We start from the raw sequence: 20291 nt of genomic DNA, 5'->3' as shown, positions 1-20291 counted from the left end.
CTTCGGCCGCTTCGACGACCAGAGCGCGCGGTTCCGCAAGGGGCCGCGCGCTTTGTCGTTCAGGGAGCGTCGTGGTCGACGAGGTCGGCGTCGAGCCAGCCGCGCAGGCTGTTGACGAAGGCGAGTACCTCGACGCGGGGCAGGTCGTCCACGCGCACGACCGCTTCGGTCAGCTGCCCTTCGCGCAGCCGGCGGGCGCGGCCGATGCCGTCGAGCAGCCCGCAGTGCAGCGGCGGCGTGACCCAGCGGCCGTCGAGCTGCAGCGCGATGTTGCCGCGCGTGCATTCGGTGATCTCGCCGTGGCGGTTCCACAGCAGCGTGTCGAACACGCCCGGCTCGGTGGGCGCGAAGGCTTCGTAGTGCGCGCGGCGCGTGGTCTTGAAGCGCGAGAACTCGCTGTCGGCCTCGTCGAAAGCGCGCGCGGCCAGCTGCAGGCGCACGCGCGGCGGCGGGGCGTCCATGGCGAAGGCTTCGGCGCGCGCTTGGCCTTGCGCGTCGAGCAGCAGGCGCACGCGCCATGTGCCTGCGGCATGCGTGGTGCGCAACTGGTCCAGGCGGTCCGTCACTTGCGCTTCGTGCCACGGATAGCCGAAGTGCGCAGCCGCCCGATGCATGCGGGCCAGGTGCGCAGGCGCATCGCGCAGTACGCCATCGGCTAGCGCCAGGGTTTCGAGCAGCTCGAAGGAGGTCATGGTTGCGAAGATACCGCCGCGCCGAGAAAGGCGCGCTTGTGCCGCCACTCGTCCCACTCCGCATCCGCCTGCGCATCGGCCGTGATACCGCTGCCGATGCCGCAGCGCGCGGCGTTGCCGCGCAGCGTGACGGTGCGGATCGGCACGTTGAAGGTCGCGTGCCCGCCGGGCCGCACCACGCCCACGGCACCGCAGTACACGCCGCGCGCGTCGGGCTCCAGCGCGCGGATCATGCGCATGGCGCTCACCTTCGGCGCGCCGGTGATGGAACCGCAGGGGAACAGCGCCGCGAACAGGTCGGCCAGCGTCGTGCCTTCGCGCAGGCGGGCTTCCACGTCGGAGGTCATCTGCCACACGGTGGGCAGCGCCTCGGTGTGGAAGAGGCGCGGCACGCGCACCGAGAAGGGCTGGGCCACGCGCGAGAGGTCGTTGCGGATCAGGTCCACGATCATCACGTTCTCGGCGCGCTCCTTGGGCACGGTGCGCAGCCGCAGCGCGTGGCCCGCGTCCTCGGCGGGCGTGGCGCCGCGCGGCGCGGTGCCCTTCATGGGGCGCACGAGGATGCGGTCGCCGTCGCGGTCGAAGAACAGCTCGGGCGACACCGACAGCACCTGTTCGTCGCCGGTGTCGATGAAGGCGCCGTAGCCGTTGGGCTGCGCCTGCCGCAGCGCATGGAACCAGGCCTGCGCGTCGCCGTCGAAAGTGGCGCGCAGCGGCGCCGTGTAGTTGAGCTGGTACAGCACGCCGTCGGCGATGGCGCGGTGGATCGCGGCCATATTGCGGTCGAAAGCCTCGCGCGACAGCTCGGCCGTCCACGCGACGGGCGCTACAGCGGGTGCCGGCGCATCCGGCCATGGCAACGCCTCGTCATGCACGCCGAACCAGGCCAGCGGCCCGTCGGGTGCATGCACCTCGAACGCCGGGTCGAAGGCCGCGGCGGCCTCGTAGCGCAGGTGGCCGACGCACCAGCGACCTTCGCGGGCCAGCGCCTCGACGGCCTCCAGCACAGGGCGCACCTCGTGCGGTGCATGGGCGACCAGCACACGCACGGGCGCACCGAAGGCAGTGCGCAGCCGGGTCGCCCCGTCGGTGCGCGGGTCGGCGAAATCGATCAGCGTGGACAGCAAGCGCGCGCCCGGGCCTTTTTGTCAGGTGGCCGCGCGGACCGGCGCGGCTGCTGCTGCTGCGCCCGCCGAGCCCGCGAGTGCCCGCTTGCGCACCGCGTAGATGTTGTTGCGCAGGGCATAGAGCTCGTCGGCGTACGACAGCGGCACGGCCACCTTGTTGACCACGCGGTCGAGGTCGTCGAGTTCTTCCAGCAGCTTGTCGCGCTCGGCCTGGCTCTGGCGCCCGTCCACCTTGGCCTCGATGTCGCGCAGCCGCGCGTACCAGCGGAACACGCGGCGGCGCACGCGGAACTGGTACAGCGGCGGGATCACGCGGCTCAGCGGCAGCATCAGCACCAGCACGCCGCCCAGCACCAGCCACATGCGCTCGACCAGGTTGCTGGCCCAGAACGGCAGGTAGCGCTGCCAGAAGGGCGGCGTGCCGTTGATCGCGCGGTCGCCCTCGGGGCTCACGGGCAGTTCGCTGGTGCGGGTGTTGGGGAAATCGCGCGCGCGATTGAACCAGCCGGCGTCGCTGTGCACGGTCTGCGCGGCCTGCGCGAACAGCTGGCGCAGGGCCGGGTGGGTCTCGTCGCGCGACAGCAGCGAGGTGGTGGCGGCCAGCAGCGACACGTCGTGCAGCGGCAGGTCTTTCGAGAGGTCGACCACGCCGCGCGGCAGCGACACGGCCGAGAGGAACGGAAAGCGCCGCGTGTAGGCCTCGGCCTGGCCGAAGTCCATGAGCTGGATGTCGCCGGCGCGCAGCAGGCGCTGCACCTGTGGCGACTGCGGGGCCGAGAACAGCACGATGGCGTCGAGCAGCCCGGCCTGCAGCGCCTCGGCGGCAGCGGCCTGCTCGAGGTTCGACAGCAGCAGGTCGTCGGGCCCGAGCCGGTTGGCCTTGAGCAGCCGCTCCATGATCTCGGGCAGCCCGCTGCCGGGCAGGTCGACGTTCACGCGCAGGCCGCGCAGCTGCGTGAGCGAGGTCAGCGTGCCGGTCTTGCGATCGATCTTCTGCGCGGTGTCGGTGCGGTAGAAGAGCCAGATGGGCTCGAAGAACAGCGCGCCCAGCGAGCGCAGGCCGGCCTCTTCGTCGGCCACCGGGTCGGCGCTGCCGCCGCGCACGAAGGCCACGTCGGCGCCGCCGGTGCGCAGCAGTTGCAGGTTCTCGGTCGAGCCTGAGGTGGCCTTGAGCTCGACGGTGATGCCGCTGTGCTTCAGGGCGTCGGCGTAGCGCTTGCCGAACTGCGCATAGGCGCTGCCCGTGGGGCCGGTGGCCAGCGTCACGTGCTTGGGCGGTTGCGGCTGCAGCCACCAGTAGGCCGCAATCAGCAGGCCGATGACGATGAACACGATCGGGCCGGCCGAGGCGATCAGGTCGCGGATCGACAGCAGGATCAGCTTCAGGGTGCGGGGAAACGCCATGGGGTGCCTCGTCGTGCGGTGCGCGCGTCAGCCGCGCGGTGCGGCCAGGTCGGCGGCGCAGGGAATGTGCAGCTCGCCCACGGTCATCGCGCGCGCGGCGCGCACGGCGCGCACGGTGGCGATGGCGGTGGCTTCGGCGGCCATGGTGCTCAGCACGGTCATGCCGGGCGCATCGCCTTCGAGCGGCACGCGGCCGGTGGCCAGCGCGAACAGCGTGTCGCCGTCGCTCATGGTGTGCACCGGATTGATGGCGCGCGCCAGGCCGTCGTGCGCCACCATGGCGAGCCGGTTGGCCTGCACCTTGGTCAGCACCGCGTCGGTGGCGATCACGCCGATGGTGGTGTTGGTGCCCGCCAGCAGCGGCTTGGGCAGCTCGCCGCGCAGCAGCGCGCGGCGCGTGTCGAGCAAGGCGCTGCCGTCCTCGGTGCGCGCGCCGGCCACGGGCAGGGCGGTGTCGGGGTCGATCACGTCGCCCAGCGAATTGACTGCGATGAGTGCGCCGACCGTGACGCCGCCCACGGTGACCGAGGCGGTGCCGATGCCGCCCTTCATCGCGCGGTGCACGCCGAACAGCTTGCCCACCAGCGCGCCGGTGCCCGCGCCCACGTTGCCTTCGGCGGGCGCATCGGTCGATGCGGCTTCGCAGGCGGCGTAGCCCGCGGCCGCGTCGGGGCGGATGCGCGCGTCGCCCATCGGCAGGTCGAACAGCACGGCGGCCGGCACGATGGGCAGGGTGCCGAAGCGCACGTCCATGCCGACGCCGCGCTCTTCGAGCCAGCGCATCGCGCCCTCGGCGGCGGCCAGGCCCCAGGCGCTGCCGCCCGCGAGCATGACGGCGTGCACTTCCTGCACGAGGTTGCCGGGCGAGAGCAGGTCGGTCTCGCGCGTGCCGGGCGCGGCGCCGCGCACATCGACACCGGCCACGGCGCCGTCGCGCGCAATGATCACGGTGCAGCCGGTGGGACGGCGGGTGTCGGAAAAATGGCCGACTTCGATGCCGGCGACGTCGGTGATGGCACCGGCGCGAGAAGAGGGGGAAGAAGACGCAGCGGACATGGCGGCCGATTATGGGACCGCGACCTTTACGATCCCCACAATGACAGTTGCAAGAAGTTTCTCCCCCGAGGGCGGCCGCCGCCACGTGGTGGTGATCGGCGCGGGCGCGGTGGGCTGCGCCACCGCCATCGAGGCCCTGCGCGCGGGCCTGCGCGTGACGCTGGTGGAGCCCGGCGAGCCGGGTGGCCCGCAGGCCACGAGCTACGGCAACGCCGGCTGGCTGTCATCGCACTCCGTGGTGCCGCCCGCGCTGCCGGGGGCCTGGCGCAAGGTGCCGGGCTGGCTGGCCGACCCGCTCGGGCCGCTGGCGTTGCGCTGGCGCCACCTGCCGCGCGCGCTGCCGTGGCTGTTGCGCTACCTGGCCTCGGGCTGGACCGAGGCGCGCGTGCAGCGCACCGCCGACGCATTGCGCACGCTGCTGGCCGACGCGCCCGCGCTGCATGCGCAACTGGCCGCCGAGGCCGGCGTGCCGCAGCTCATCGAACGGCGCGGGCTGCTGCATGCCTACCGTTCGCGCGCCGAGTTCGACGGCGACGCGCTGGGCTGGCGCGTGCGTCGGCGCGCCGGTGTCCAGTGGGAAGAATGGCCGGCGGACGAACTGCGTCGTCGCGAGCCCGATCTGGCCGCGCGCTACACGCTCGGCATCTTCGTGCCCGAAGCCGGGCACTGCCGCAACCCGGGCGCCTACGTGGCGGCCCTCGCTCAACATGCGCTCGACGCGGGCGCCGAACGCGTCGCCGCGCGGGCCACCGGCTTTCGCATCGAGGGCGGCCGGCTGCGCGCCGTGCGCACCGAGGCCGGCGAGATCGCCTGCGACGGCGCCGCCATCTGCGCCGGCGCGCGCTCGGGCCCGCTGGCCGCGGCGGCAGGCTCGGCGGTGCCGCTGGAGTCCGAGCGCGGCTACCACGTGGTGCTCGAAGCCGCCACGGCCGGCCCGCGCACGCCGACCATGGTGGCCGACGGCAAGCTCATCGCGCACTGGATGGACGGCGGCCTGCGCGCGGCGGGCCAGGTGGAGATCGCGGGCCTCGAAGCGGCGCCCGACTGGCGCCGCGCCGAAATCCTGCACGCGCACCTGCAATCGATGTTCCCGTCGCTGGCACCGCCCGCGCCCGGTGCGCCTTCGGTGGCGCACTGGCTCGGACACCGCCCGAGCCTGCCCGACGGCCTGCCGTGCATCGGCCCGTCGGCGGCCAGCGGCGACATCGTGCTGGCCTTCGGGCATGGCCACGTCGGCCTGTGCGGTTCGGCGCGAACCGGGCGGCTGGCGGCGCAACTGCTGGCGGGCGTTGCGCCGGAGATACCGCTGGCGCCCTTCGATCCGGGGCGCTTCAGGTCCTGAGGTTCAGTTCGCCGGCGTGATCGACAGCACGGTGAGTGCGCCGTCGACCTTGTCGACGGTGAACTTCACCTTGTCGCCGGCCTTCACCTTGGCGAGCAGCGCCGGGTCGCTCACGCGGAACACCATGGTCATGCCAGTCATCTCGAGGTTCGGGATGTCGCCGTGGCGCAGGGTGATCTTCTTGGCGTCGGTGTCGACCTTGCGGACTTCGCCGTCGACCTGGGGCAGCGCGGCCTGCGCGAACGCCGCGGCGGCGAGCACGAGGGTGGAGAGGGCGGTGAGGACTTTTTTCATGGTCGGTGTTCCTTCCTGGTTTGGATGGGATGAAGGGTAAAGAGGGGGTCAGCGGTAGCTCTGGAAGACGCGCGTGCTGCCATCGGTCAGCACCAGCAGCACGTCGTAGGCGTCGCGCTGGTCGCCGTAGGCCGGGCCGTCCATGCCGGGCGAGCCGATCGGCATGCCGGGCACGGCCAGGCCGATGGCCTTGGGCTTTTCCTTCAGCAGGCGCTGCATCTCGCGCGCCGGCACGTGGCCTTCGATGGCGTAGCCGCCGACGCGGCCGGTGTGGCACGAACCCAGCTTGACTGGAATACCGAGCCGCTCGCGCGCGGGGCCGTTGCCCTCGTCGTGCACGCGCGTGGCAAAGCCGTTCTTGTTGAGGTGCTTGACCCAGTCCTGGCAGCAGCCGCAGTTCGGGTCTTTCCAGATCTCGACCATCGGCGCGGCGGCCTGCGCGGCGAGCGGCAGGGACGCGGTGGCGGCGGCGAGTTTCAGGAGGGTTCGTCGTTGCATGGTGGGTTTCCTTTCAGTGGGTCATCGTGCGGGCGCGGCAGCGGCCCGCACGCGCACGCGGCCGGCCATGCCGAGTTCGTAGTGGTCCTTCACGAGGCAGGCGAAGTCGAAGTCGCCGGCGCGGTTGAAGGTCCAGATCAGTTCGCCGGTCTTGCCCGGCTGCACGTGCGCCATCCAGGGCTCGTCGTGCTCCATGCCGGGGTGCTTCTTCATCATGGCGGCATGGTCCTCGATGACGGCGGTGGTGCCAAGCACCAGCTCGTGCAGGTCCTTGCCGCGGTTCTTCAGCCGCAGGCGGATGGTGTCGCCTTCGCGCACCTCCAGGACCGAGGGCGTGAAGGTCATGTCGTCGGCCATCGCGATGTCGATGGTGCGCTTCACGGCGCTGGCCTTGCCGGCGATGCCCCAGGCTTTCTGCTCGGGCGCGAGCGAGGCGGCGGCGGCCTTGCCGGCTTCGGGTGCGTGGCTTTCGTGGGCCGTGGCGAGCGTGGTGACGGCTGCGAGTGCGAGGCCGGCGACGAGGGTGGAGAAACGGGTGTTCATGAATGGAATCTCAAAAAAGTTGGATCGATGCGATCAGTGGTTGTGGGCTCCATGGCCCGAGGGCTTGCGCACGGTGGCGCTGCCGCTGTCGGGGCTGGCGGGCGCGGCGCCCGTCTTGCGCGGCGCCACGGGCGCACCGCTGGCCGACACCTCGCGCGCGACAGTGCCGGCCGGGTGCTTGAACCAGCCCGGGTCGCGGTAGTCGCCCGGCTTCTGGTCGCGCCGCACCTTGAGCAGCGTGAACATGCCGCCCATCTCGGCCGAGCCGAAGGGGCCGGTGCCGGTCATCATGGGCACGGTGTTCTCGGGAATGGGCATTTCCATCTCGCCCATGTCGGCCATGCCCTTGTCGCCCATCACCATGTAGTCGGGCACGAGCTTCTTGATTTTTTCGGCCACGCCCTTGTGGTCCACGCCGATCATGGTCGGCACGTCGTGGCCCATCGGGCCCATGGTGTGGTGTGCCTTGTGGCAGTGCAGCGCCCAGTCGCCTTCCTCGTCGGCGATGAACTCCATCTGCCGCATCTGGCCCACCGCGACATCGACGGACACCTCGGGCCAGCGCGCGGTGCGCGGTACGGGGCCGCCGTCGGTGCCCGTGACCTCGAACTCGTGGCCGTGGATGTGGATCGGGTGGTTGGTCATCGTGAGGTTGCCGGCGCGGATGCGCACGCGGTCGCCACGGCGCACGTTGAGCGTGTCGATGGCCGGGAACACGCGGCTGTTGAAGCTCCAGATGTTGAAGTCGGTCATGGTGTTGACCTTGGGCGTGGCGCTGCCGGGCTCCACGTCGAAGCTGCCGAGCAGGAAGCAGAAGTCGCGGTCGACCTTCTCGATCAGCGGATGCTCCGCCTTCGGGTGCGTGACCCAGAAGCCCATCATCCCCATCGCCATCTGCACCATCTCGTCGGCGTGCGGGTGGTACATGAAGGTGCCGGGGCGGCGCGCCGTGAACTCGTAGACGAAGGTCTTGCCCGGCGGAATGTGCGGCTGCGTGATGCCGCCCACGCCGTCCATGCCGTTGGGCAGGCGCTGGCCGTGCCAGTGCACGGTGGTGTGCTCGGGCAGCTTGTTGGTCACGAAGATGCGCACGCGGTCGCCCTCGACCACCTCGATGGTCGGGCCCGGCGACTGGCCGTTGTAGCCCCACATGTTGACCTTGAAGCCGGGCGCCATCTCGCGCACCACGGGCTCGGCGACGAGGTGGAATTCCTTGACGCCGGCGTTCATGCGCCAGGGCAGCGTCCAGCCGTTGAGCGTGACGACGGGGTTGTAGGGACGGCCGTTCGGCGGCACCAGCGGCGGTGCGGTGGCGGTCGATGCCTGTGTCACCGGCTCGGGCAGCGCGGCCATGCTCACGCGGCTCACGGTGGTGGCGGCCACGGCCGTGGCGGCGCCCGCAAAGAAGTTGCGACGGTTCATGTCAGTGGCCTCCCGCCGCAGGTTCGTTGGTGGCGGCAGTTTGCAGAGCCGTCATGCCGCCGGGCGAGCTGCCCGTGAGCACCAGTTGAAGATCGGTGTCGGCCAGCCAGAAGTCGCGCTGGGCCTCCATGCCGGCGTTCACGGCGAGCATGCTGGCGCGCGTTTCGCCGAGCAGCTCCCACACGCTGGCGAGCATGCCGTTGTAGCGCAGCACCATCTCCTCGTTGACCTGCTTGCGCAGCGGCAGCACCTCGTCGCGGTAGCGGCGCGCCAGGGCGTAGGCGGTGTTCCAGCCTTGCCAGGCTTCGCGCGCCTCGCTGGCCGCGAGCACGCCCACGTCGCGCACACGCGCGGCCGATTGCAGGTACTGCGCCTCGGCGCGGCCGCTGCGGGCCTGGCCCCAGTCGAAGATCGGAATCGGCAGCTCGAGCTCGAAGCCGCGCGTGGTCGATTTCGAGCGATCGGCATCGTTCTCGAAGGTGGTGTTGCGCACCACGCCCAGTTCCATCGCATTGATCATGCGGGTGGCGTGCGTGAGGCCGAGCGAGCCGGCCACGGCCGTGTTCTGCGCCTGCGCCGAGCGCACGTCGAGCCGGTCGCGCAGCGCCAGGGCTTGCACGTCGCCGAGTTCGGGCGCGGCCTTCGGCAGCGGCGGCAGGCGATCGGGCAGGGTGTAGCCGATGCGCGCGCCGCTCAGGCCCAGCAGGCGCGTGAGCTGTTCGCGGCTCGCCACGGCCGCCTGCTCGGCGCGTGCGAGCTGCGCGGATGCGTCGGCCAGCAGCAGCTGTTCGCGCGTGCGCTGCAGCGCGCTCCAGTTGCCGACTTTGGCCATGCGGTGCGCCAGTTCGGCGCCGGCCTCGGTGGCGTCCTTCGCATCGCGCAGGTAGCTCACGCTCTGCTGCGCGGCCACCGCGCGCACCCAGGCGCGGCGGGTGTCGGCGGCCAGCAGCAGCACGCTTTGCGCCGCCTGCAGCTTGGCGGCTTCGTGCCGCTGGCCGGCCCAGCGCGCCTGCCACGGCAGCGTGAGCAGGCCCACCACGTTGAAAGTCAGCATGCGCTCGAACTCGCGTTCGCTGCCCTGCGCCAGGCGGCTGAAGGACAGCACCGGGTTCGGCAGGCTCGCGGCCTGCACGCGGTCGGCGTCGCTCAGTTGGAGCGTGGCAAAGGCCTCCTGCACGCGCGGGCTGTTGACGAGCGCGATGCGCACGGCGGCTTCGGCGTCCAGCGGCTTGGCCAGCAGCGCGTCGACGCTTTGCTGCGAGGCGTCGTCCGGCTTGCGCTGGGCCGTGGCGCCCGCCATGAGCGGGTTGCCGTCGACCAGCGCCTGCACGTCGCCGGTGCCGCCGTCGGGCGACAGGCTGGCGCAGCCGGCGAGCACCAGCGCAGCGGCCAGCGCAGCGGCGGTTCGTAGAAGTGAAAGATGACTTTTTCGCCCGGGGGGCGGGCTATCTGTTCGATAGCAGGGGATGCCGGCATACGGCCGGCGAGCAAGGGAATTCACGAGCGATCTCCATGGGCAATACGGCGAACGCTGCGAGCCGGGAAGGGCTCACTGCGGACGGACTACGGGCAGGAAGATCAGGAAATGGGCGGCTTGAAGCCCAGGACGGGCTCGGCGCTTGCAAAGCGGGCCGCGTGCGCGGCCGGCGGCGCCTGGGGCGCCGCATGCGGGGTGTCGACCAGCGGCATGCCGCCGAGCGCCACCGTGTGGCAGACCTGGCAGGCGACACAGGTGCCGCAGTTCGCGTGGTCGGTGCCGTGGGACTGCTGCGAATCGCTGCTGTTGTCGTGCATGGCCGCCATGTCGTGGCCGGTGTCGGCCTCCATGGTGGCGTCATGACAGTGCGATTCGGCGATGCCGGCTGCTGCAGCCACCACCGCCTCGGCGGCGGGCAGCGAATGCCGCACCATCTCGAGCGCCATGGCGTCGCCGAGCCAGCCGCGGATGGGCAGCAGGGCGATCATGAGGGCGAGCAGCAGGGTGCGCATGGTTGGGCGCGATGATAAACCGGGGCGGGGCGCCGGCGCCTCAAGACACCAGTTGGCCGCGGGCCTTGTCGACCCACACCTGCAGGTTGTCGAGCAGGTCTTTCTGACTGAACGAGCAGCTTTCCTCACTGAAGAGCGCGCTCGATTCGAGGCGGTCCAGCAGGTTCAGCAGCACCTCGCCGTAGCGCGGCGGCAGGGCGCCGAGCAGCTCGGTGCTGGCGCGCGCGGCCGTGGAGAGCGTGGCGACCGAGCCGCCGCCGCCTTGCAGCGCGGCGATGCCCGAGGCGATGGTGTCGAGTTGCGTCACGGTGCTCATGAGGTGGCCTTCGCTGGTGGTGGCAGTGCCAGCCCGCGTTCGCGCATCAGGTCGCGCAACACGTCGGGGTAGTCGGTGATCAGGCCATCGGCGCCCGCGTCCATGAGCCGCACCATGTCGGCGCGCTGGTTCACGGTCCAGGGCACGACCTTCATGCCGAGCTTCTGCGCCTCGCGGATCGCGGGGGCGCCCAGGTCGGCGTGCGCCGGCGACCAGATCACCGGCCCGGCCGATGCTCCGGCCGCGGCCTTCACCAACTGCGGCACCGAGGCGAAGCGCGCGGGGTCGAGGCCGGCGGTCCAGCGGCTGTCCTTCAGCGTGCGGGGCGTGGTGAGGTAGGCGCGCGACAGCTGCGGCGCGAGCTGGCCGACCAGCGCGAGCGTGCGCCAGTCGAAGCTCTGGATGGTCACGCGGTCGCCCATCTTCGCCTTGTCGATCTCGGCCAGCAGCGCGCGCACCATGGGCTCGGGCGCGGCGGTTTCGTCGGGCTTGGTCGGGTCGATCTTGGTCTCGATGTTGAAGTGCACCCGCGCGGCATCGGCGCCGCGCGCCTGCACCTGCGCGAACAGCGCGGCCAGCGTGGGAACGCGCTCGCCGTCGCGCGGCTGCTGCAGCGCGAACTGCTTGCCGTAGTTGCTCTCGGGGTTGAGGCGGCCCACGTCGTAGGTCTGCAGCTGCGCCAGCGTGAGCGAGCGCACGGAAGGGGCGGGCTTGGCCGTGAGCCAGGCGCCGCGGGCGTCGCGCGTGTGGTCGGCGTTGAGCGCCGTGTCGTGCGACACCACCACCACGCCGTCGGCCGTGAGCCCGATGTCGAGTTCGAGCGTGGTCACGCCCAGGTCCATCGCGTTGGAGAACGCGGCCAGCGTGTTCTCGGGCGCCAGGCCGCGTCCGCCGCGGTGGGCCTGCAGGTCGAAATGCTGCTTCACCGTGGGGGCGATGGCGGCGCAGCCGGCGCCGAGCAGGGCGGCGGCGATCAGGAGGAAGGCGGTGCGTTGTTTCATTTGAGTTGCACTTTGATGCCGTTGTCTTGCACCGTGATGTCGCCCACCTCGTAGGTCTTGCGCCCCACCGTGAGCTCGTCGGCCGTGAAGCTGCGCAGGATCTGGCCCTGCAGCAGTTCCTGCGCGACCACCGCGCCGACCTTCTGCAGGCGCTCGGCGTCGCGGCCTTCCACGCCCTGCAGCTCGAGCCGCTCGGCCTTGGGCTGATCGAGCCGCAGCGCGCGTGCCGCCGCGTCGTAGCGCAGCGCGCTGCTCACCGACACCACGCCCTGCACCGGCGACGCCGCCAGCAGCGGGCTGGCGATGGTCAGCGTGGCCGTGATGGCCGCGCGGTTGGCGCGTCCGTCCAGGCCCAGCTGCGGGTCGCGCAGCCCGACCATGAAGATCTCGGCATAGCGCTCGGCCACCGGGAAGCGCTTGGCGATCTGCGACTGCAGCTCCTCGCGCGTGGCGGTGTATTCGTTGGTGAAGAAGTTGAAGCCGGCCAGCGCCGCGAACGGCGCGGGCAGGGCGGCGGCGCCCAGCAGCGCGCGCAGCACCCGACGGCGGAAATGAGAGGGCGGGATTCGGTCGGTCATGGAGCTTGCGAGCTTGCCACAGGCGGCGATGTTCCCGCCAGCGCCGAAGGCGCGCGTCGGCGTGTCGGACGGTCAGCCGTCGACGCGCAGTTCGTAGCGCGCAAACGTCCCGCCGCGCAGGTCGATGCAGCTGTGCAGCGCGAAGCCGAAGCCTTCGTACAGCGTGCGCAGCGCGGTGCGGTCGGCCACGCAGTCCAGCCGCAGCCAGGGGCGCCCGAGCGCGCGGGCGTGGTCGCGCGCATGGCCCAGCAGCGTGCGCGACACGCCCCGGCCCGCCCAGGCGCGGCGCACGGCCAGCTTGTGGACGAAGAGCGAACTGCCGGGCGCGATCTCGGGCCAGAACGACGGGTCTTCCAGGTCCAGGCGCATCACGCCGGCCCAGTCGCCGTTCTCTTTCGCCACCACGTAGCGGCCGGCGTCGGTGTCGCGCTGGATGCGTTCGAGGCCGGTGTCGGCGGCGCTCCAGAGCGGGCGTCCGCCCTCGGCGAGCCATTGCGCGGCTTCGGTCAACACGGCCGCGACGGCGGGCGCTTCGGTGGAAAGGGCGGGTTCGATGTGCATCGGCGCGCAGCTTACCGATCGTGGCGGATCACGTGGAAGCCTTCCTCGGCCGTGGGCGGCACGAAGTGGCGGGTGATCAGGTCGAACTGCGCGTCGGAGGTTTCGAAGGGGTGCTCGCCCGACGCGTTGCGCGCCCGCAGCCGCGCCTTGCAGACCGCGTCCGGCGCGTCGAGAAAGTGCAGCTGGTGCGCCGCGCCGGCCTGCTCGAAGAGGCCGCGCGCCCAGGCGCGGTGGCTCACCGTGTTGGCCGGAAAGTCGAGCACCACCGACACGCCGGCGCGCAGCAGCGCGCAGACGTGCTCGCCCATCGCCTGCTTGAGCCGGCCGGCGGCGCGCACGTAGTCGGGCAGCGCGTGGATTTCACCGGGGTAGAGCGCGGCGAGCCAGGTGTCCTCGCTGATGCACACGGTGGCGGGCGCCTGCGCGAGGCGCCGGGTCAGCGTGGACTTTCCGGCGCCGATCTTGCCGCAGACCATGTGCAGCACGGGCGGGGGAGATGTGAGGGGTGTCGGTGTCATTCGGTCTCCTGCGGGTGGGGGGAACAGACCTCGGGAGACGGACAAGAAAAACCCGCCTCCTGGGGCGGGTTGCATGGCGTGGTTTCGAACCGTGCGCTAGCTCGCCCGCTCTCGCGAGAGCGGGCGAATGATCGATGCGGTGCGAAGGCGGGCCATGGAGGGCGAGGTTAACCCGGCCCGGGGCGCGCGGGAAAGCGCCGGCGATCACGCGTTGCCGATGGCGCGCCGTTGACCGGGCCGCGAGGGGCGAACCAGGAACCACGGTTCGAAATGCGCAAGAAATACCTGTGGGGCGATTTGGGCTCATTTGTTAATCGGATTCGATATTTTTGTTATCTGTGTAATTATTTGTGTTTATTCCATTTTTTATATTCTTCGTCGATGTAATCAGTTCGAACTAATTTGAATTTCTTATTGCGGTCTGGCAAAAAATACGTGCTAAAGAAGCGAACCGGTTTTTTCGAAGCCGCCAGGCCACGGAAATCGCAGGGCCGCGAGGCTCCGGGCCCTCACTTCTGGAGCAGCTCATGGACGAATTCCTCATCGCCGTCGACGCCGAAGACCGGCCGCTGCACGCGGTCGAAAAGATGAATGCCCATCGCGAGGGCATCCTGCACCGGGCGTTCTCGATCTTCCTGTTCGACACGCAGGGCCGGGTGCTGCTGCAGCAGCGCGCGCTGGGCAAGTACCACTCGCCCGGCCTGTGGAGCAACAGCTGCTGCGGGCATCCGCGCCCCGGCGAGGACACCGGCGCGGCCGCCCTGCGGCGGCTGCACGAAGAGCTGGGCCTGCGGTGCGCGCTGCAGCCGGTGACGGCCTTTCTCTACCGGGAGGCGGTGTCCGCGGAGCTGGTCGAGCACGAGTACGACCACGTGTTCGTCGGCATCGCGCACGACCTGCCGCAGCCCGACCCCGGCGAGGTGCGCGAGTGGCGATGGCTGGCCTTGCCCGACCTGCACCGCGAACTGGCGCGGGCCCCGGCGCACTTCACCATCTGGCTGCACCGCATCGCCGAGCGCTTCGGGCCGGAAGGCCTGGGGGCCTGGCGGGAGCGCGCATTGACGACGCATTGAAGCGCGGCCCCGGCCAGGCCCGCAAGGCCCACCGATTCCAGTGGCTTTCGGTCGAATTGCACTTACTGCCAAAGTTCTATATCAAAAAAATTCTCTTTAACGGGAACTGTGATTGCACTAAATTCTCAATTCACTCCCGGCGATGCCTTACAAGCCTGGGAGTCGGTTAATTCAAGGATTTGATGAGAAGGAATCACCTCTGTTGAATTGGATTGGATCCGTGGTTTGCGTCCGTGGTCATGGGAATTCACGCAATTAGAATTCCCCGTTGCGTGGCCTTCTCGCCATTCGATGCGATTGAATTGCTTTGAAAGAAGGCAGACATGAAGCAGAAGAGCGAACAGGCCGCGGTGTACCCCTGCACGTCCACGACAGCCCCCGGCTGAAAGGGGGCTGCGGTGTTACGCATCACCTTCCGGCAACTGGAGGCCTTTCACTGGGCCGCGACATTGGGCTCCGTCAACGCGGCGGCCCGCCACCTCTTTGTCAGCCAACCGGCCATCACGGCCCGCGTGAGGGAGCTCGAAGGCATCCTCGGGCACGCGCTGTTCGCGCGCAGCCAGCAGGGCGTGCAGCTGACCGCGGCCGGCGACGAACTCTTCCAGCAGGTGCAGCAGCTGCTGAAGGCGGGCGAAGAGGTCGAGCGGCGCGGCGGGCGGCTGGTGCCGCCGCTGGCCGCGGGGCTGCGGCTGGGCATCGACGAATCGCAGCACCTGTAGCGGCGGCCGCTGCTGCCGCTGCCAAGCGCGCGGTCAGTCGTGCAGCGACGACAGGAACTGCTTCAGCTCCGGCGTCTGCGGCGCACCGAACAGTTCCGCCGGCGGGCCCATCTCGTGCACGCGGCCCTGGTGCATGAAGATCACGCGGTCGCTGACCTTGCGCGCAAAGCTCATCTCGTGCGTGACCATCAACAGCGTCATGCCTTCGTCGGCCAGCGACTCCACCACGCGCAGCACCTCGCCCACCAGCTCGGGGTCGAGCGCCGAGGTGATCTCGTCGCAAAGCAGCACCGCCGGCTCCATCGCGAGCGCGCGGGCAATGGCCACGCGCTGCTGCTGGCCGCCCGACAGCTGCTCGGGCATCGCATCGAACTTCTCGGCCAGGCCCACGCGTTCGAGCAGCTTGCGCGCCTGCGAGGCCGCCTCCATCGACGATCGCTTCTTCACCAGCGTGGGCGCCAGCATCACGTTCTTGCCGACCGTGAGGTGCGGGAACAGGTTGAACCCCTGGAAGATCATGCCCACGCGCTGGCGCAGCGTGCGCATGGCCATCGCGCTCTCGTGCAGCAGCGGCTTGCCGTCGACCGTGAGCGCACCCTCCTGGAACACCTCGAGCCCGTTGATGCAGCGCAGGAGCGTGCTCTTGCCCGAGCCGCTCTTGCCGATGATGGCGATCACCTCGCCGCGCTTCACGTCCAGGTCGATGCCCTTGAGCACCTCGTTCGTGCCGTAGGACTTGCGCAGCGCCGTGATGCGCACGATGGGCGCCGCGAACGGTGCGGCTTCGGGTTGTGGTGTTGGTTCAAGCACGGCGGCCATGGGTCTTCCTCTCAAGGGTCTTGGCGTACAGGCTCACGGGGAAGCACAGCACGAAATAAAGCAGGGCCACGCAGCTGAACACCACGAAGGGCTGGAAGGTGGCGTTCGAAATCATGCTGCCGGCCTTGGTGAGTTCGACAAAGCCGATCACCGACGCCAGCGCCGTGCCCTTGATCACCTGCACCAGGAAGCCGACGGTGGGCGCGATGGCGATCTTCACGGCCTGCGGCAGGATGACGTGGCGCATCTGCTCGCCGAAGCTCAGCGCCAGGCTGCCCGAGGCCTCCCACTGGCCCTTGGGGATCGAGGCCACGCAGCCGCGCCAGATCTCGGTGAGAAAGGCGCTGGTGTACAGCGTGAGCGCCACGCTCGCGGCGGTCCACGCCGACACGTCGATGCCGAACAGCGCGATGCCGAAATAGGCGAGAAACAGCTGCATCAGCAGCGGCGTGCCCTGGAACAGCTGCACGTACAGGCCCACGGCCCGCTGCGCCGTCTTGCCGCCGCGCAGCCGCGCGAACAGCAGCAGCGCGCCCACGATTCCGCCGCCGACGAAGGCGATGAGCGAGAGCACGACGGTCCAGCGCAGCGCCATCAGCAGGTTGCGCAGGATGTCCCACAAAGAAAAATCGACCATGGTGCAGGGGCCTCGCGGTCAGCGGCCGAAGAAGAAGCGCGGCCCCGCCCACTGGAGCAGGCGGCGCAGCGCCACGGCCAGCGCCAGGTAGATGAGCGTGGCGACGATGAAGGATTCGAAGGCGCGGAAGTTGCGACTCTGGATCAGGTTGGCCGCATAGCTCAGCTCCTCGGTCGAGATCTGCCCGCACACCGCCGAGCCCAGCATCACGATGACGATCTGGCTCACCATCGCGGGCCACACCTTCTTGAGCGCCGGCGGCAGCACCACGCGCAGGAACACTTGCGCCTTGCTGAGCGCCAGGCTCACGGCGGCTTCGATCTGCCCCTTGGGCGTGGCCTCGATGCCAGCGCGGATGATCTCGGTGGAATACGCGCCCAGGTTCATCACCATCGCGATCACGGACGCCACCTCGGGCGAGAGCTTCACGCCCGCGGCCGGCAGCCCGAAGAAGATGAAGAACAGCTGCACGATGAAGGGCGTGTTGCGGATCAGCTCCACGTACGCGCCCACGAGCGCGCGCAGCCACGCCGGCCCGCCCGAGCGGGCCCACGCGCACAGCGTGCCCACGGCCAGCCCGAGCACGGTGCCCACGGCCGTGAGGCCCAGCGTCCATGCCACGCCGCGCAGCAGCAGCGGCCATTCGGCGAGCACCGCGCCGAAGTCGAATTCAATGCCCATGGCCGCGCCCTTCGATCAAACCGGCAGGTCGCCGGCCGCCTTGCCGAGCCACTTCTTGGACATCGCGTCGAGCGTGCCGTCCTTCTTGGCGGCGGCAATGATCTCGTTGACCCGGGTCTTCAATGCGGTCTCGCCCTTGGCGATGCCGATGAAGCAGGGGCTGTCTTTGAGCAGCAGCTTGTACTCGGCGCTCACCTTCGGGTTCTTCGCGAGCATGTCGCCGGCCACCGCCGCGCTGGTGGCGAGGGTCTGCGTCTGGCCGGCCACGAAGGCGGCGATCGTCGCGTTGTTGTCCTCGAAGCGACGGTAGTCGACGTTCGGCGGCGCCACCTTGTTCAGTTCCTGGTCTTCCATGGCGCCGCGCGTCACGGCGACGGTCTTGCCGGCCATGTCGGCGAAGCTGGTGAGCTTCATGCTCTTGGCCGCATACACGGCCTGGAAGAAGGGCGCGTAGGCCGCGCTGAAGTCGATCACCTTCTCGCGCTCGACGTTCTTGCCGAGCGTGGAGATCACGAGGTCGGCCTTGCGCGTCTGCAGGTAGGGAATGCGGTTGGCGCTGGTCACCGGCACCAGCTCGACCTTCACGCCGAGCTTGGCGGCGACGAGCTGCGCCATCTCGACGTCGAGGCCCTGCGGCTGCATGTTGCGGTCGACCGAGCCGTACGGCGGGTAGTCGGTGGGCACGGCGATCTTGATCGTCTTGGCCTTGAGCACGTTGTCGAGCGCGTTCTGCGCCTGGGCGGCGCCGGTGGCGGCCAGCAGGGCGACGCTGGCCAGCGCGAGGGCAAGACGGCGGGAGGCGAAAGAGGTCATAGCAGGGCTCCTAGGTAGGTCGATGAATCGGTGGCGGCGTCGTCGGCGGGCGCCGCCTTGCGGCGGCGCTTCGGTGTGGGGGTGTTGTTCAGCGGTGCCAGCGCATCGCGCAGCTGCGCGAGCGGGTCGGCGGGCGCCTGCACGCGCAGCGCCGACTGCACCGTGCCGATGTGTTCGGCCATCAGCGCCTCGGCGGCGGCGTGGTCGCCGCGCTCCAGCGCTGCGACGATCTGCACGTGGTCTTCGCACGACTGCACGGCGTCGTGCGTGCTCTGGTAGAGCATGGCGATCAGTGTGGTGCGCGCGGTGAAGTCGCGCAGCGTGTCGGCCAGCAGCGTGTTGCCCAGGCACTCGGCCAGGCACACATGGAAGTCGCCCAGCAGGAAGCTGCGGTGGCCGACGTCGCTCTCTTTCAGTGCGGCCTTTTCACGTTGCAGGTGCGCCTTCAGCTGGCGCAGGGCGGCCTTGTCGATCTTGTCGGTACTGCGGATGAGCCCGAGCTCGATCACGCGCCGCGCCTCGAAGGCCTCGCGCGCCTCGTCCTGCGAGGGCTCGATGACGAACCAGCCGCGCCGCGCGCTCACCGTGACGATGCCGCGCGCGGCCAGCCGCGTGAGCGCCTCGCGCACGATGGTGCGGCTGCAGTCGAACAGCATCGCCAGTGGCTGCTCGCCCAGGCGCGCGCCGGGCGCGAGCTTCTGCGCCATCACCGCTTCGACGATGCGTGCACTGATTTCGGATGCGGAGATGGCCATAGGCCTGCATATCAGCAGCTTCCGTGCCAACTGGTATGCAAGCTGTGTGCACCGAAATGGGCCGGCCGCGGTGCGCCGGCGGTGCGCGTTACCGCTGGCCGAGCGCGCTGCGGGGCAGGGCCAGCAGCATGAGCAGCGCCGACAGCACCAGCGCGCCGCTCAGCACATACAGGCTGGCCGTGAAGCCGCCCGTGAGCGTCTTGAGCGCGCCCACCATCATCGGCGCCACCAGCCCCGCGCTGCCGCCGATGGTGCTGATGAGCGCAATGCCCGCCGCCGCGGCGCTCCTGGACATGAAGCTGCCGGGAATCGCCCACAGCACGGTGAAGGCGCTCGAGATGCCCATCGACGCGAGCGCCAGGCACAGCACGGCGGCCACGGGGCTGTGCATGAAGAGCGTGGTCAGCGCCAGGCCGGCCGCGCCCGCGAGGGCGCCCAGCGCGAAGTGCCAGCGGCGCTCCTGGTGCCGGTCGGAGTGGCGCCCCACGACGATGTTGGCCGCGATGCCGGCCACGGCGGGAATCACCGAATAGAAGCCGATCTGCAGCACGCTGAGCCCCATCGACTTCAGGATCGTCGGTTGCCAGAACGACAGCGCATAGATGCCCAGGATGATCAGGAAGGACATGAAGCCGATCAGCCACACGCGCCCGTCGCGCATCGCCGCGCCGAAGGTGTGGCGCCCGGCGGCGCCGTGCGCGGCCTGGTCCTCGGCCAGCAGGTGGGCCACGCGCTGCTTCTCGGCCGCCGAGAGCCACGGCGCCTGCGCCGGGCTGTTCGACAGCGTGCGAAAGGCAATGACGCCCAACAGCACGCTCGGCAGCCCTTCGAGCAGGAACAGCCACTGCCAGCCGCGCAGTGCCAGCACGCCGTCGAGGTAGGTCATCGTGAGCCCGGCGATCGGCCCCGCGACGATGGGCGCCGCGCCGAAGGCCATGAAGAACAGCGCGGTGGCCTGCGCGCGGCGGCGCGAGGGAAACCACAGCGTCAGGTAGAACAGCACGCCCGGCGCGAAGCCGGCCTCGAACACGCCGATGAGAAAGCGCAGCACGTAGAACTGCGTGGGCGTGGTGGCGAACATCATCGCCGCCGAGGCCAGGCCCCACAGGCCCATGATGCGCAGCAGCGTGGCGCGCACGCCGATCTTCGCGAGCATCAGGTTGCTCGGGATCTCGAACACCGCGTAGCCCAGGAAGAAGATGCCGGCGCCCAGGCCGAACACCGCGTCGCTGAAGCCCAGCTGGTCCTTCATCTGCAGCTGCGCGTAGCCGACGTTGGTGCGGTCCAGGTAGTTCAGCACGTAGCAGGCGCACAGCAGCGGCATCAGGCGCCAGGTGATCTTGCGAAAGAGCGCGGCGTCGTCGCGCGCGTCGGCCGAGGCCGGCGTGCGCGCACCGGCGGCGGCGTCGAGGGTGGCGGTGTTCATCGGTGTGTCTCCTTCTCTTTCTTGCTG

At 70.0% G+C, this 20291-nt stretch carries 22 protein-coding genes and 1 pseudogene; 3 read left to right on the top strand and 20 right to left on the bottom strand.

From position 1 onward, the window contains the following. Nucleotides 1-59 precede the first annotated feature (59 nt). The 3 genes and pseudogenes from pabB to AC07XP_RS14790 form a co-directional block, all read right to left on the bottom strand. Nucleotides 60-1816, bottom strand: a pseudogene (gene pabB / locus AC07XP_RS14800) (aminodeoxychorismate synthase component I). A 24-nt stretch (nucleotides 1817-1840) separates the two neighbouring features. Continuing rightward, nucleotides 1841-3223 carry a TAXI family TRAP transporter solute-binding subunit gene (locus tag AC07XP_RS14795; RefSeq protein ID WP_070062490.1) on the bottom strand — a complete coding sequence of 461 codons (1383 nt, stop codon included), beginning with the start codon at nucleotides 3221-3223 and terminating at the stop codon, nucleotides 1841-1843. A 27-nt stretch (nucleotides 3224-3250) separates the two neighbouring features. Then, complete coding sequence (locus AC07XP_RS14790; RefSeq protein ID WP_062475992.1) at nucleotides 3251-4279, bottom strand: P1 family peptidase; 1029 nt, start codon at nucleotides 4277-4279, stop codon at nucleotides 3251-3253. 40 nt (nucleotides 4280-4319) lie between these two features. On the opposite strand from AC07XP_RS14790, the gene AC07XP_RS14785 reads away from it, so the two are divergent. Then, nucleotides 4320-5621 (top strand): NAD(P)/FAD-dependent oxidoreductase, encoded by a 1302-nt coding sequence (locus tag AC07XP_RS14785; RefSeq protein WP_495265105.1) that lies wholly within the window; start codon nucleotides 4320-4322, stop codon nucleotides 5619-5621. Nucleotides 5622-5624: 3 nt separating this feature from the next. Here AC07XP_RS14785 and AC07XP_RS14780 read toward each other — a convergent pair whose 3' ends face one another. The 11 genes from AC07XP_RS14780 to AC07XP_RS14730 all read right to left on the bottom strand — a co-directional run bounded on the left by AC07XP_RS14780 (nucleotide 5625) and on the right by AC07XP_RS14730 (nucleotide 13341). Next, entirely contained in the window at nucleotides 5625-5915 is a 291-nt protein-coding gene (locus AC07XP_RS14780) for a copper-binding protein (protein ID WP_062475985.1), read from the bottom strand. Nucleotides 5916-5963: 48 nt separating this feature from the next. After that, nucleotides 5964-6413: a DUF411 domain-containing protein gene (locus AC07XP_RS14775; RefSeq protein WP_495265104.1), complete on the bottom strand. Its 450-nt coding sequence runs from the start codon at nucleotides 6411-6413 to the stop codon at nucleotides 5964-5966. A gap of 21 nt (nucleotides 6414-6434) precedes the next feature. Further along, nucleotides 6435-6956 carry a cupredoxin domain-containing protein gene (locus AC07XP_RS14770; protein ID WP_495265103.1) on the bottom strand — a complete coding sequence of 174 codons (522 nt, stop codon included), beginning with the start codon at nucleotides 6954-6956 and terminating at the stop codon, nucleotides 6435-6437. Nucleotides 6957-6989: 33 nt separating this feature from the next. Next, entirely contained in the window at nucleotides 6990-8378 is a 1389-nt protein-coding gene (locus AC07XP_RS14765) for a multicopper oxidase family protein (RefSeq protein WP_447746243.1), read from the bottom strand. Nucleotide 8379: 1 nt separating this feature from the next. After that, complete coding sequence (locus AC07XP_RS14760; protein ID WP_495265102.1) at nucleotides 8380-9756, bottom strand: TolC family protein; 1377 nt, start codon at nucleotides 9754-9756, stop codon at nucleotides 8380-8382. A gap of 200 nt (nucleotides 9757-9956) precedes the next feature. Further along, nucleotides 9957-10367, bottom strand: coding sequence for a hypothetical protein (locus AC07XP_RS14755; RefSeq protein ID WP_159270866.1), 411 nt, complete (start codon nucleotides 10365-10367; stop codon nucleotides 9957-9959). 40 nt (nucleotides 10368-10407) lie between these two features. Next, nucleotides 10408-10683, bottom strand: coding sequence for a hypothetical protein (locus AC07XP_RS14750; protein ID WP_070062497.1), 276 nt, complete (start codon nucleotides 10681-10683; stop codon nucleotides 10408-10410). Beyond that, on the bottom strand, nucleotides 10680-11684 hold the full coding sequence (locus AC07XP_RS14745) for a glycerophosphodiester phosphodiesterase (RefSeq protein WP_495265101.1): 1005 nt from the start codon (nucleotides 11682-11684) through the stop codon (nucleotides 10680-10682). Before AC07XP_RS14745 ends, AC07XP_RS14750 begins: the two co-directional genes overlap by 4 nt. After that, nucleotides 11681-12262, bottom strand: a complete 582-nt coding sequence (locus AC07XP_RS14740) for a YceB family lipoprotein (RefSeq protein ID WP_062475964.1) — start codon at nucleotides 12260-12262, stop codon at nucleotides 11681-11683. Before AC07XP_RS14740 ends, AC07XP_RS14745 begins: the two co-directional genes overlap by 4 nt. 72 nt (nucleotides 12263-12334) lie before the next feature. After that, nucleotides 12335-12823 carry a GNAT family N-acetyltransferase gene (locus AC07XP_RS14735; protein WP_495265100.1) on the bottom strand — a complete coding sequence of 163 codons (489 nt, stop codon included), beginning with the start codon at nucleotides 12821-12823 and terminating at the stop codon, nucleotides 12335-12337. 11 nt (nucleotides 12824-12834) lie between these two features. Next, nucleotides 12835-13341 (bottom strand): P-loop nucleotide/nucleoside kinase family protein, encoded by a 507-nt coding sequence (locus tag AC07XP_RS14730; protein ID WP_495265099.1) that lies wholly within the window; start codon nucleotides 13339-13341, stop codon nucleotides 12835-12837. 527 nt (nucleotides 13342-13868) lie between these two features. Between AC07XP_RS14730 and idi the strand changes: the two genes are divergently transcribed. Together idi and AC07XP_RS14720 are read left to right on the top strand one after the other, a co-directional pair. Then, nucleotides 13869-14414, top strand: coding sequence for an isopentenyl-diphosphate Delta-isomerase (gene idi, locus AC07XP_RS14725; RefSeq protein WP_495265098.1), 546 nt, complete (start codon nucleotides 13869-13871; stop codon nucleotides 14412-14414). A gap of 398 nt (nucleotides 14415-14812) precedes the next feature. Continuing rightward, the gene (locus AC07XP_RS14720; protein ID WP_159275929.1) at nucleotides 14813-15133 is read left to right on the top strand and encodes a LysR family transcriptional regulator; all 321 of its coding nucleotides are present in this window, start codon (nucleotides 14813-14815) and stop codon (nucleotides 15131-15133) included. Nucleotides 15134-15166: 33 nt separating this feature from the next. Here the strand turns inward: AC07XP_RS14720 and AC07XP_RS14715 are convergent, their stop codons facing one another. The 6 genes from AC07XP_RS14715 to AC07XP_RS14690 all read right to left on the bottom strand — a co-directional run bounded on the left by AC07XP_RS14715 (nucleotide 15167) and on the right by AC07XP_RS14690 (nucleotide 20264). Then, on the bottom strand, nucleotides 15167-15952 hold the full coding sequence (locus AC07XP_RS14715; protein ID WP_369629633.1) for an amino acid ABC transporter ATP-binding protein: 786 nt from the start codon (nucleotides 15950-15952) through the stop codon (nucleotides 15167-15169). Next, complete coding sequence (locus AC07XP_RS14710; protein ID WP_495265097.1) at nucleotides 15936-16589, bottom strand: amino acid ABC transporter permease; 654 nt, start codon at nucleotides 16587-16589, stop codon at nucleotides 15936-15938. The genes AC07XP_RS14715 and AC07XP_RS14710 overlap by 17 nt, the downstream gene beginning before the upstream one ends. 18 nt (nucleotides 16590-16607) lie before the next feature. Next, entirely contained in the window at nucleotides 16608-17270 is a 663-nt protein-coding gene (locus tag AC07XP_RS14705; protein ID WP_062475944.1) for an amino acid ABC transporter permease, read from the bottom strand. A 15-nt stretch (nucleotides 17271-17285) separates the two neighbouring features. After that, complete coding sequence (locus AC07XP_RS14700; protein ID WP_095746233.1) at nucleotides 17286-18083, bottom strand: transporter substrate-binding domain-containing protein; 798 nt, start codon at nucleotides 18081-18083, stop codon at nucleotides 17286-17288. Beyond that, a complete protein-coding gene (locus AC07XP_RS14695; protein ID WP_495265096.1) occupies nucleotides 18080-18838 on the bottom strand; it encodes a GntR family transcriptional regulator in 759 nt (252 codons plus the stop codon). Before AC07XP_RS14695 ends, AC07XP_RS14700 begins: the two co-directional genes overlap by 4 nt. An 88-nt stretch (nucleotides 18839-18926) precedes the next feature. Next, entirely contained in the window at nucleotides 18927-20264 is a 1338-nt protein-coding gene (locus tag AC07XP_RS14690) for an MFS transporter (protein WP_495265095.1), read from the bottom strand. Nucleotides 20265-20291 lie beyond the last annotated feature (27 nt).

Source organism: Variovorax sp. GW531-E2 (assembly GCF_059423125.1).
The sequence above is the reverse complement of the archived record's forward strand: the minus strand, read 5'-3'. Positions and strand labels throughout refer to the sequence as shown.

What these genes read in the sequence shown, in the direction of transcription:
- AC07XP_RS14795 (WP_070062490.1), bottom strand. Translation starts at nt 3,223, where the DNA reads ATGGCGTTTCCCCGCACCCTGAAGCTGATCCTGCTGTCGATCCGCGAC.
- AC07XP_RS14750 (WP_070062497.1), bottom strand. Translation starts at nt 10,683, where the DNA reads ATGAGCACCGTGACGCAACTCGACACCATCGCCTCGGGCATCGCCGCG.
- AC07XP_RS14785 (WP_495265105.1), top strand. Translation starts at nt 4,320, where the DNA reads ATGACAGTTGCAAGAAGTTTCTCCCCCGAGGGCGGCCGCCGCCACGTG.
- AC07XP_RS14700 (WP_095746233.1), bottom strand. Translation starts at nt 18,083, where the DNA reads ATGACCTCTTTCGCCTCCCGCCGTCTTGCCCTCGCGCTGGCCAGCGTC.
- AC07XP_RS14780 (WP_062475985.1), bottom strand. Translation starts at nt 5,915, where the DNA reads ATGAAAAAAGTCCTCACCGCCCTCTCCACCCTCGTGCTCGCCGCCGCG.
- AC07XP_RS14745 (WP_495265101.1), bottom strand. Translation starts at nt 11,684, where the DNA reads ATGAAACAACGCACCGCCTTCCTCCTGATCGCCGCCGCCCTGCTCGGC.
- AC07XP_RS14715 (WP_369629633.1), bottom strand. Translation starts at nt 15,952, where the DNA reads ATGGCCGCCGTGCTTGAACCAACACCACAACCCGAAGCCGCACCGTTC.
- AC07XP_RS14770 (WP_495265103.1), bottom strand. Translation starts at nt 6,956, where the DNA reads ATGAACACCCGTTTCTCCACCCTCGTCGCCGGCCTCGCACTCGCAGCC.
- AC07XP_RS14775 (WP_495265104.1), bottom strand. Translation starts at nt 6,413, where the DNA reads ATGCAACGACGAACCCTCCTGAAACTCGCCGCCGCCACCGCGTCCCTG.
- AC07XP_RS14710 (WP_495265097.1), bottom strand. Translation starts at nt 16,589, where the DNA reads ATGGTCGATTTTTCTTTGTGGGACATCCTGCGCAACCTGCTGATGGCG.
- AC07XP_RS14695 (WP_495265096.1), bottom strand. Translation starts at nt 18,838, where the DNA reads ATGGCCATCTCCGCATCCGAAATCAGTGCACGCATCGTCGAAGCGGTG.
- AC07XP_RS14730 (WP_495265099.1), bottom strand. Translation starts at nt 13,341, where the DNA reads ATGACACCGACACCCCTCACATCTCCCCCGCCCGTGCTGCACATGGTC.
- AC07XP_RS14735 (WP_495265100.1), bottom strand. Translation starts at nt 12,823, where the DNA reads ATGCACATCGAACCCGCCCTTTCCACCGAAGCGCCCGCCGTCGCGGCC.
- AC07XP_RS14690 (WP_495265095.1), bottom strand. Translation starts at nt 20,264, where the DNA reads ATGAACACCGCCACCCTCGACGCCGCCGCCGGTGCGCGCACGCCGGCC.
- AC07XP_RS14790 (WP_062475992.1), bottom strand. Translation starts at nt 4,279, where the DNA reads ATGTCCGCTGCGTCTTCTTCCCCCTCTTCTCGCGCCGGTGCCATCACC.
- AC07XP_RS14740 (WP_062475964.1), bottom strand. Translation starts at nt 12,262, where the DNA reads ATGACCGACCGAATCCCGCCCTCTCATTTCCGCCGTCGGGTGCTGCGC.
- AC07XP_RS14755 (WP_159270866.1), bottom strand. Translation starts at nt 10,367, where the DNA reads ATGCGCACCCTGCTGCTCGCCCTCATGATCGCCCTGCTGCCCATCCGC.
- AC07XP_RS14705 (WP_062475944.1), bottom strand. Translation starts at nt 17,270, where the DNA reads ATGGGCATTGAATTCGACTTCGGCGCGGTGCTCGCCGAATGGCCGCTG.
- idi (WP_495265098.1), top strand. Translation starts at nt 13,869, where the DNA reads ATGGACGAATTCCTCATCGCCGTCGACGCCGAAGACCGGCCGCTGCAC.
- AC07XP_RS14765 (WP_447746243.1), bottom strand. Translation starts at nt 8,378, where the DNA reads ATGAACCGTCGCAACTTCTTTGCGGGCGCCGCCACGGCCGTGGCCGCC.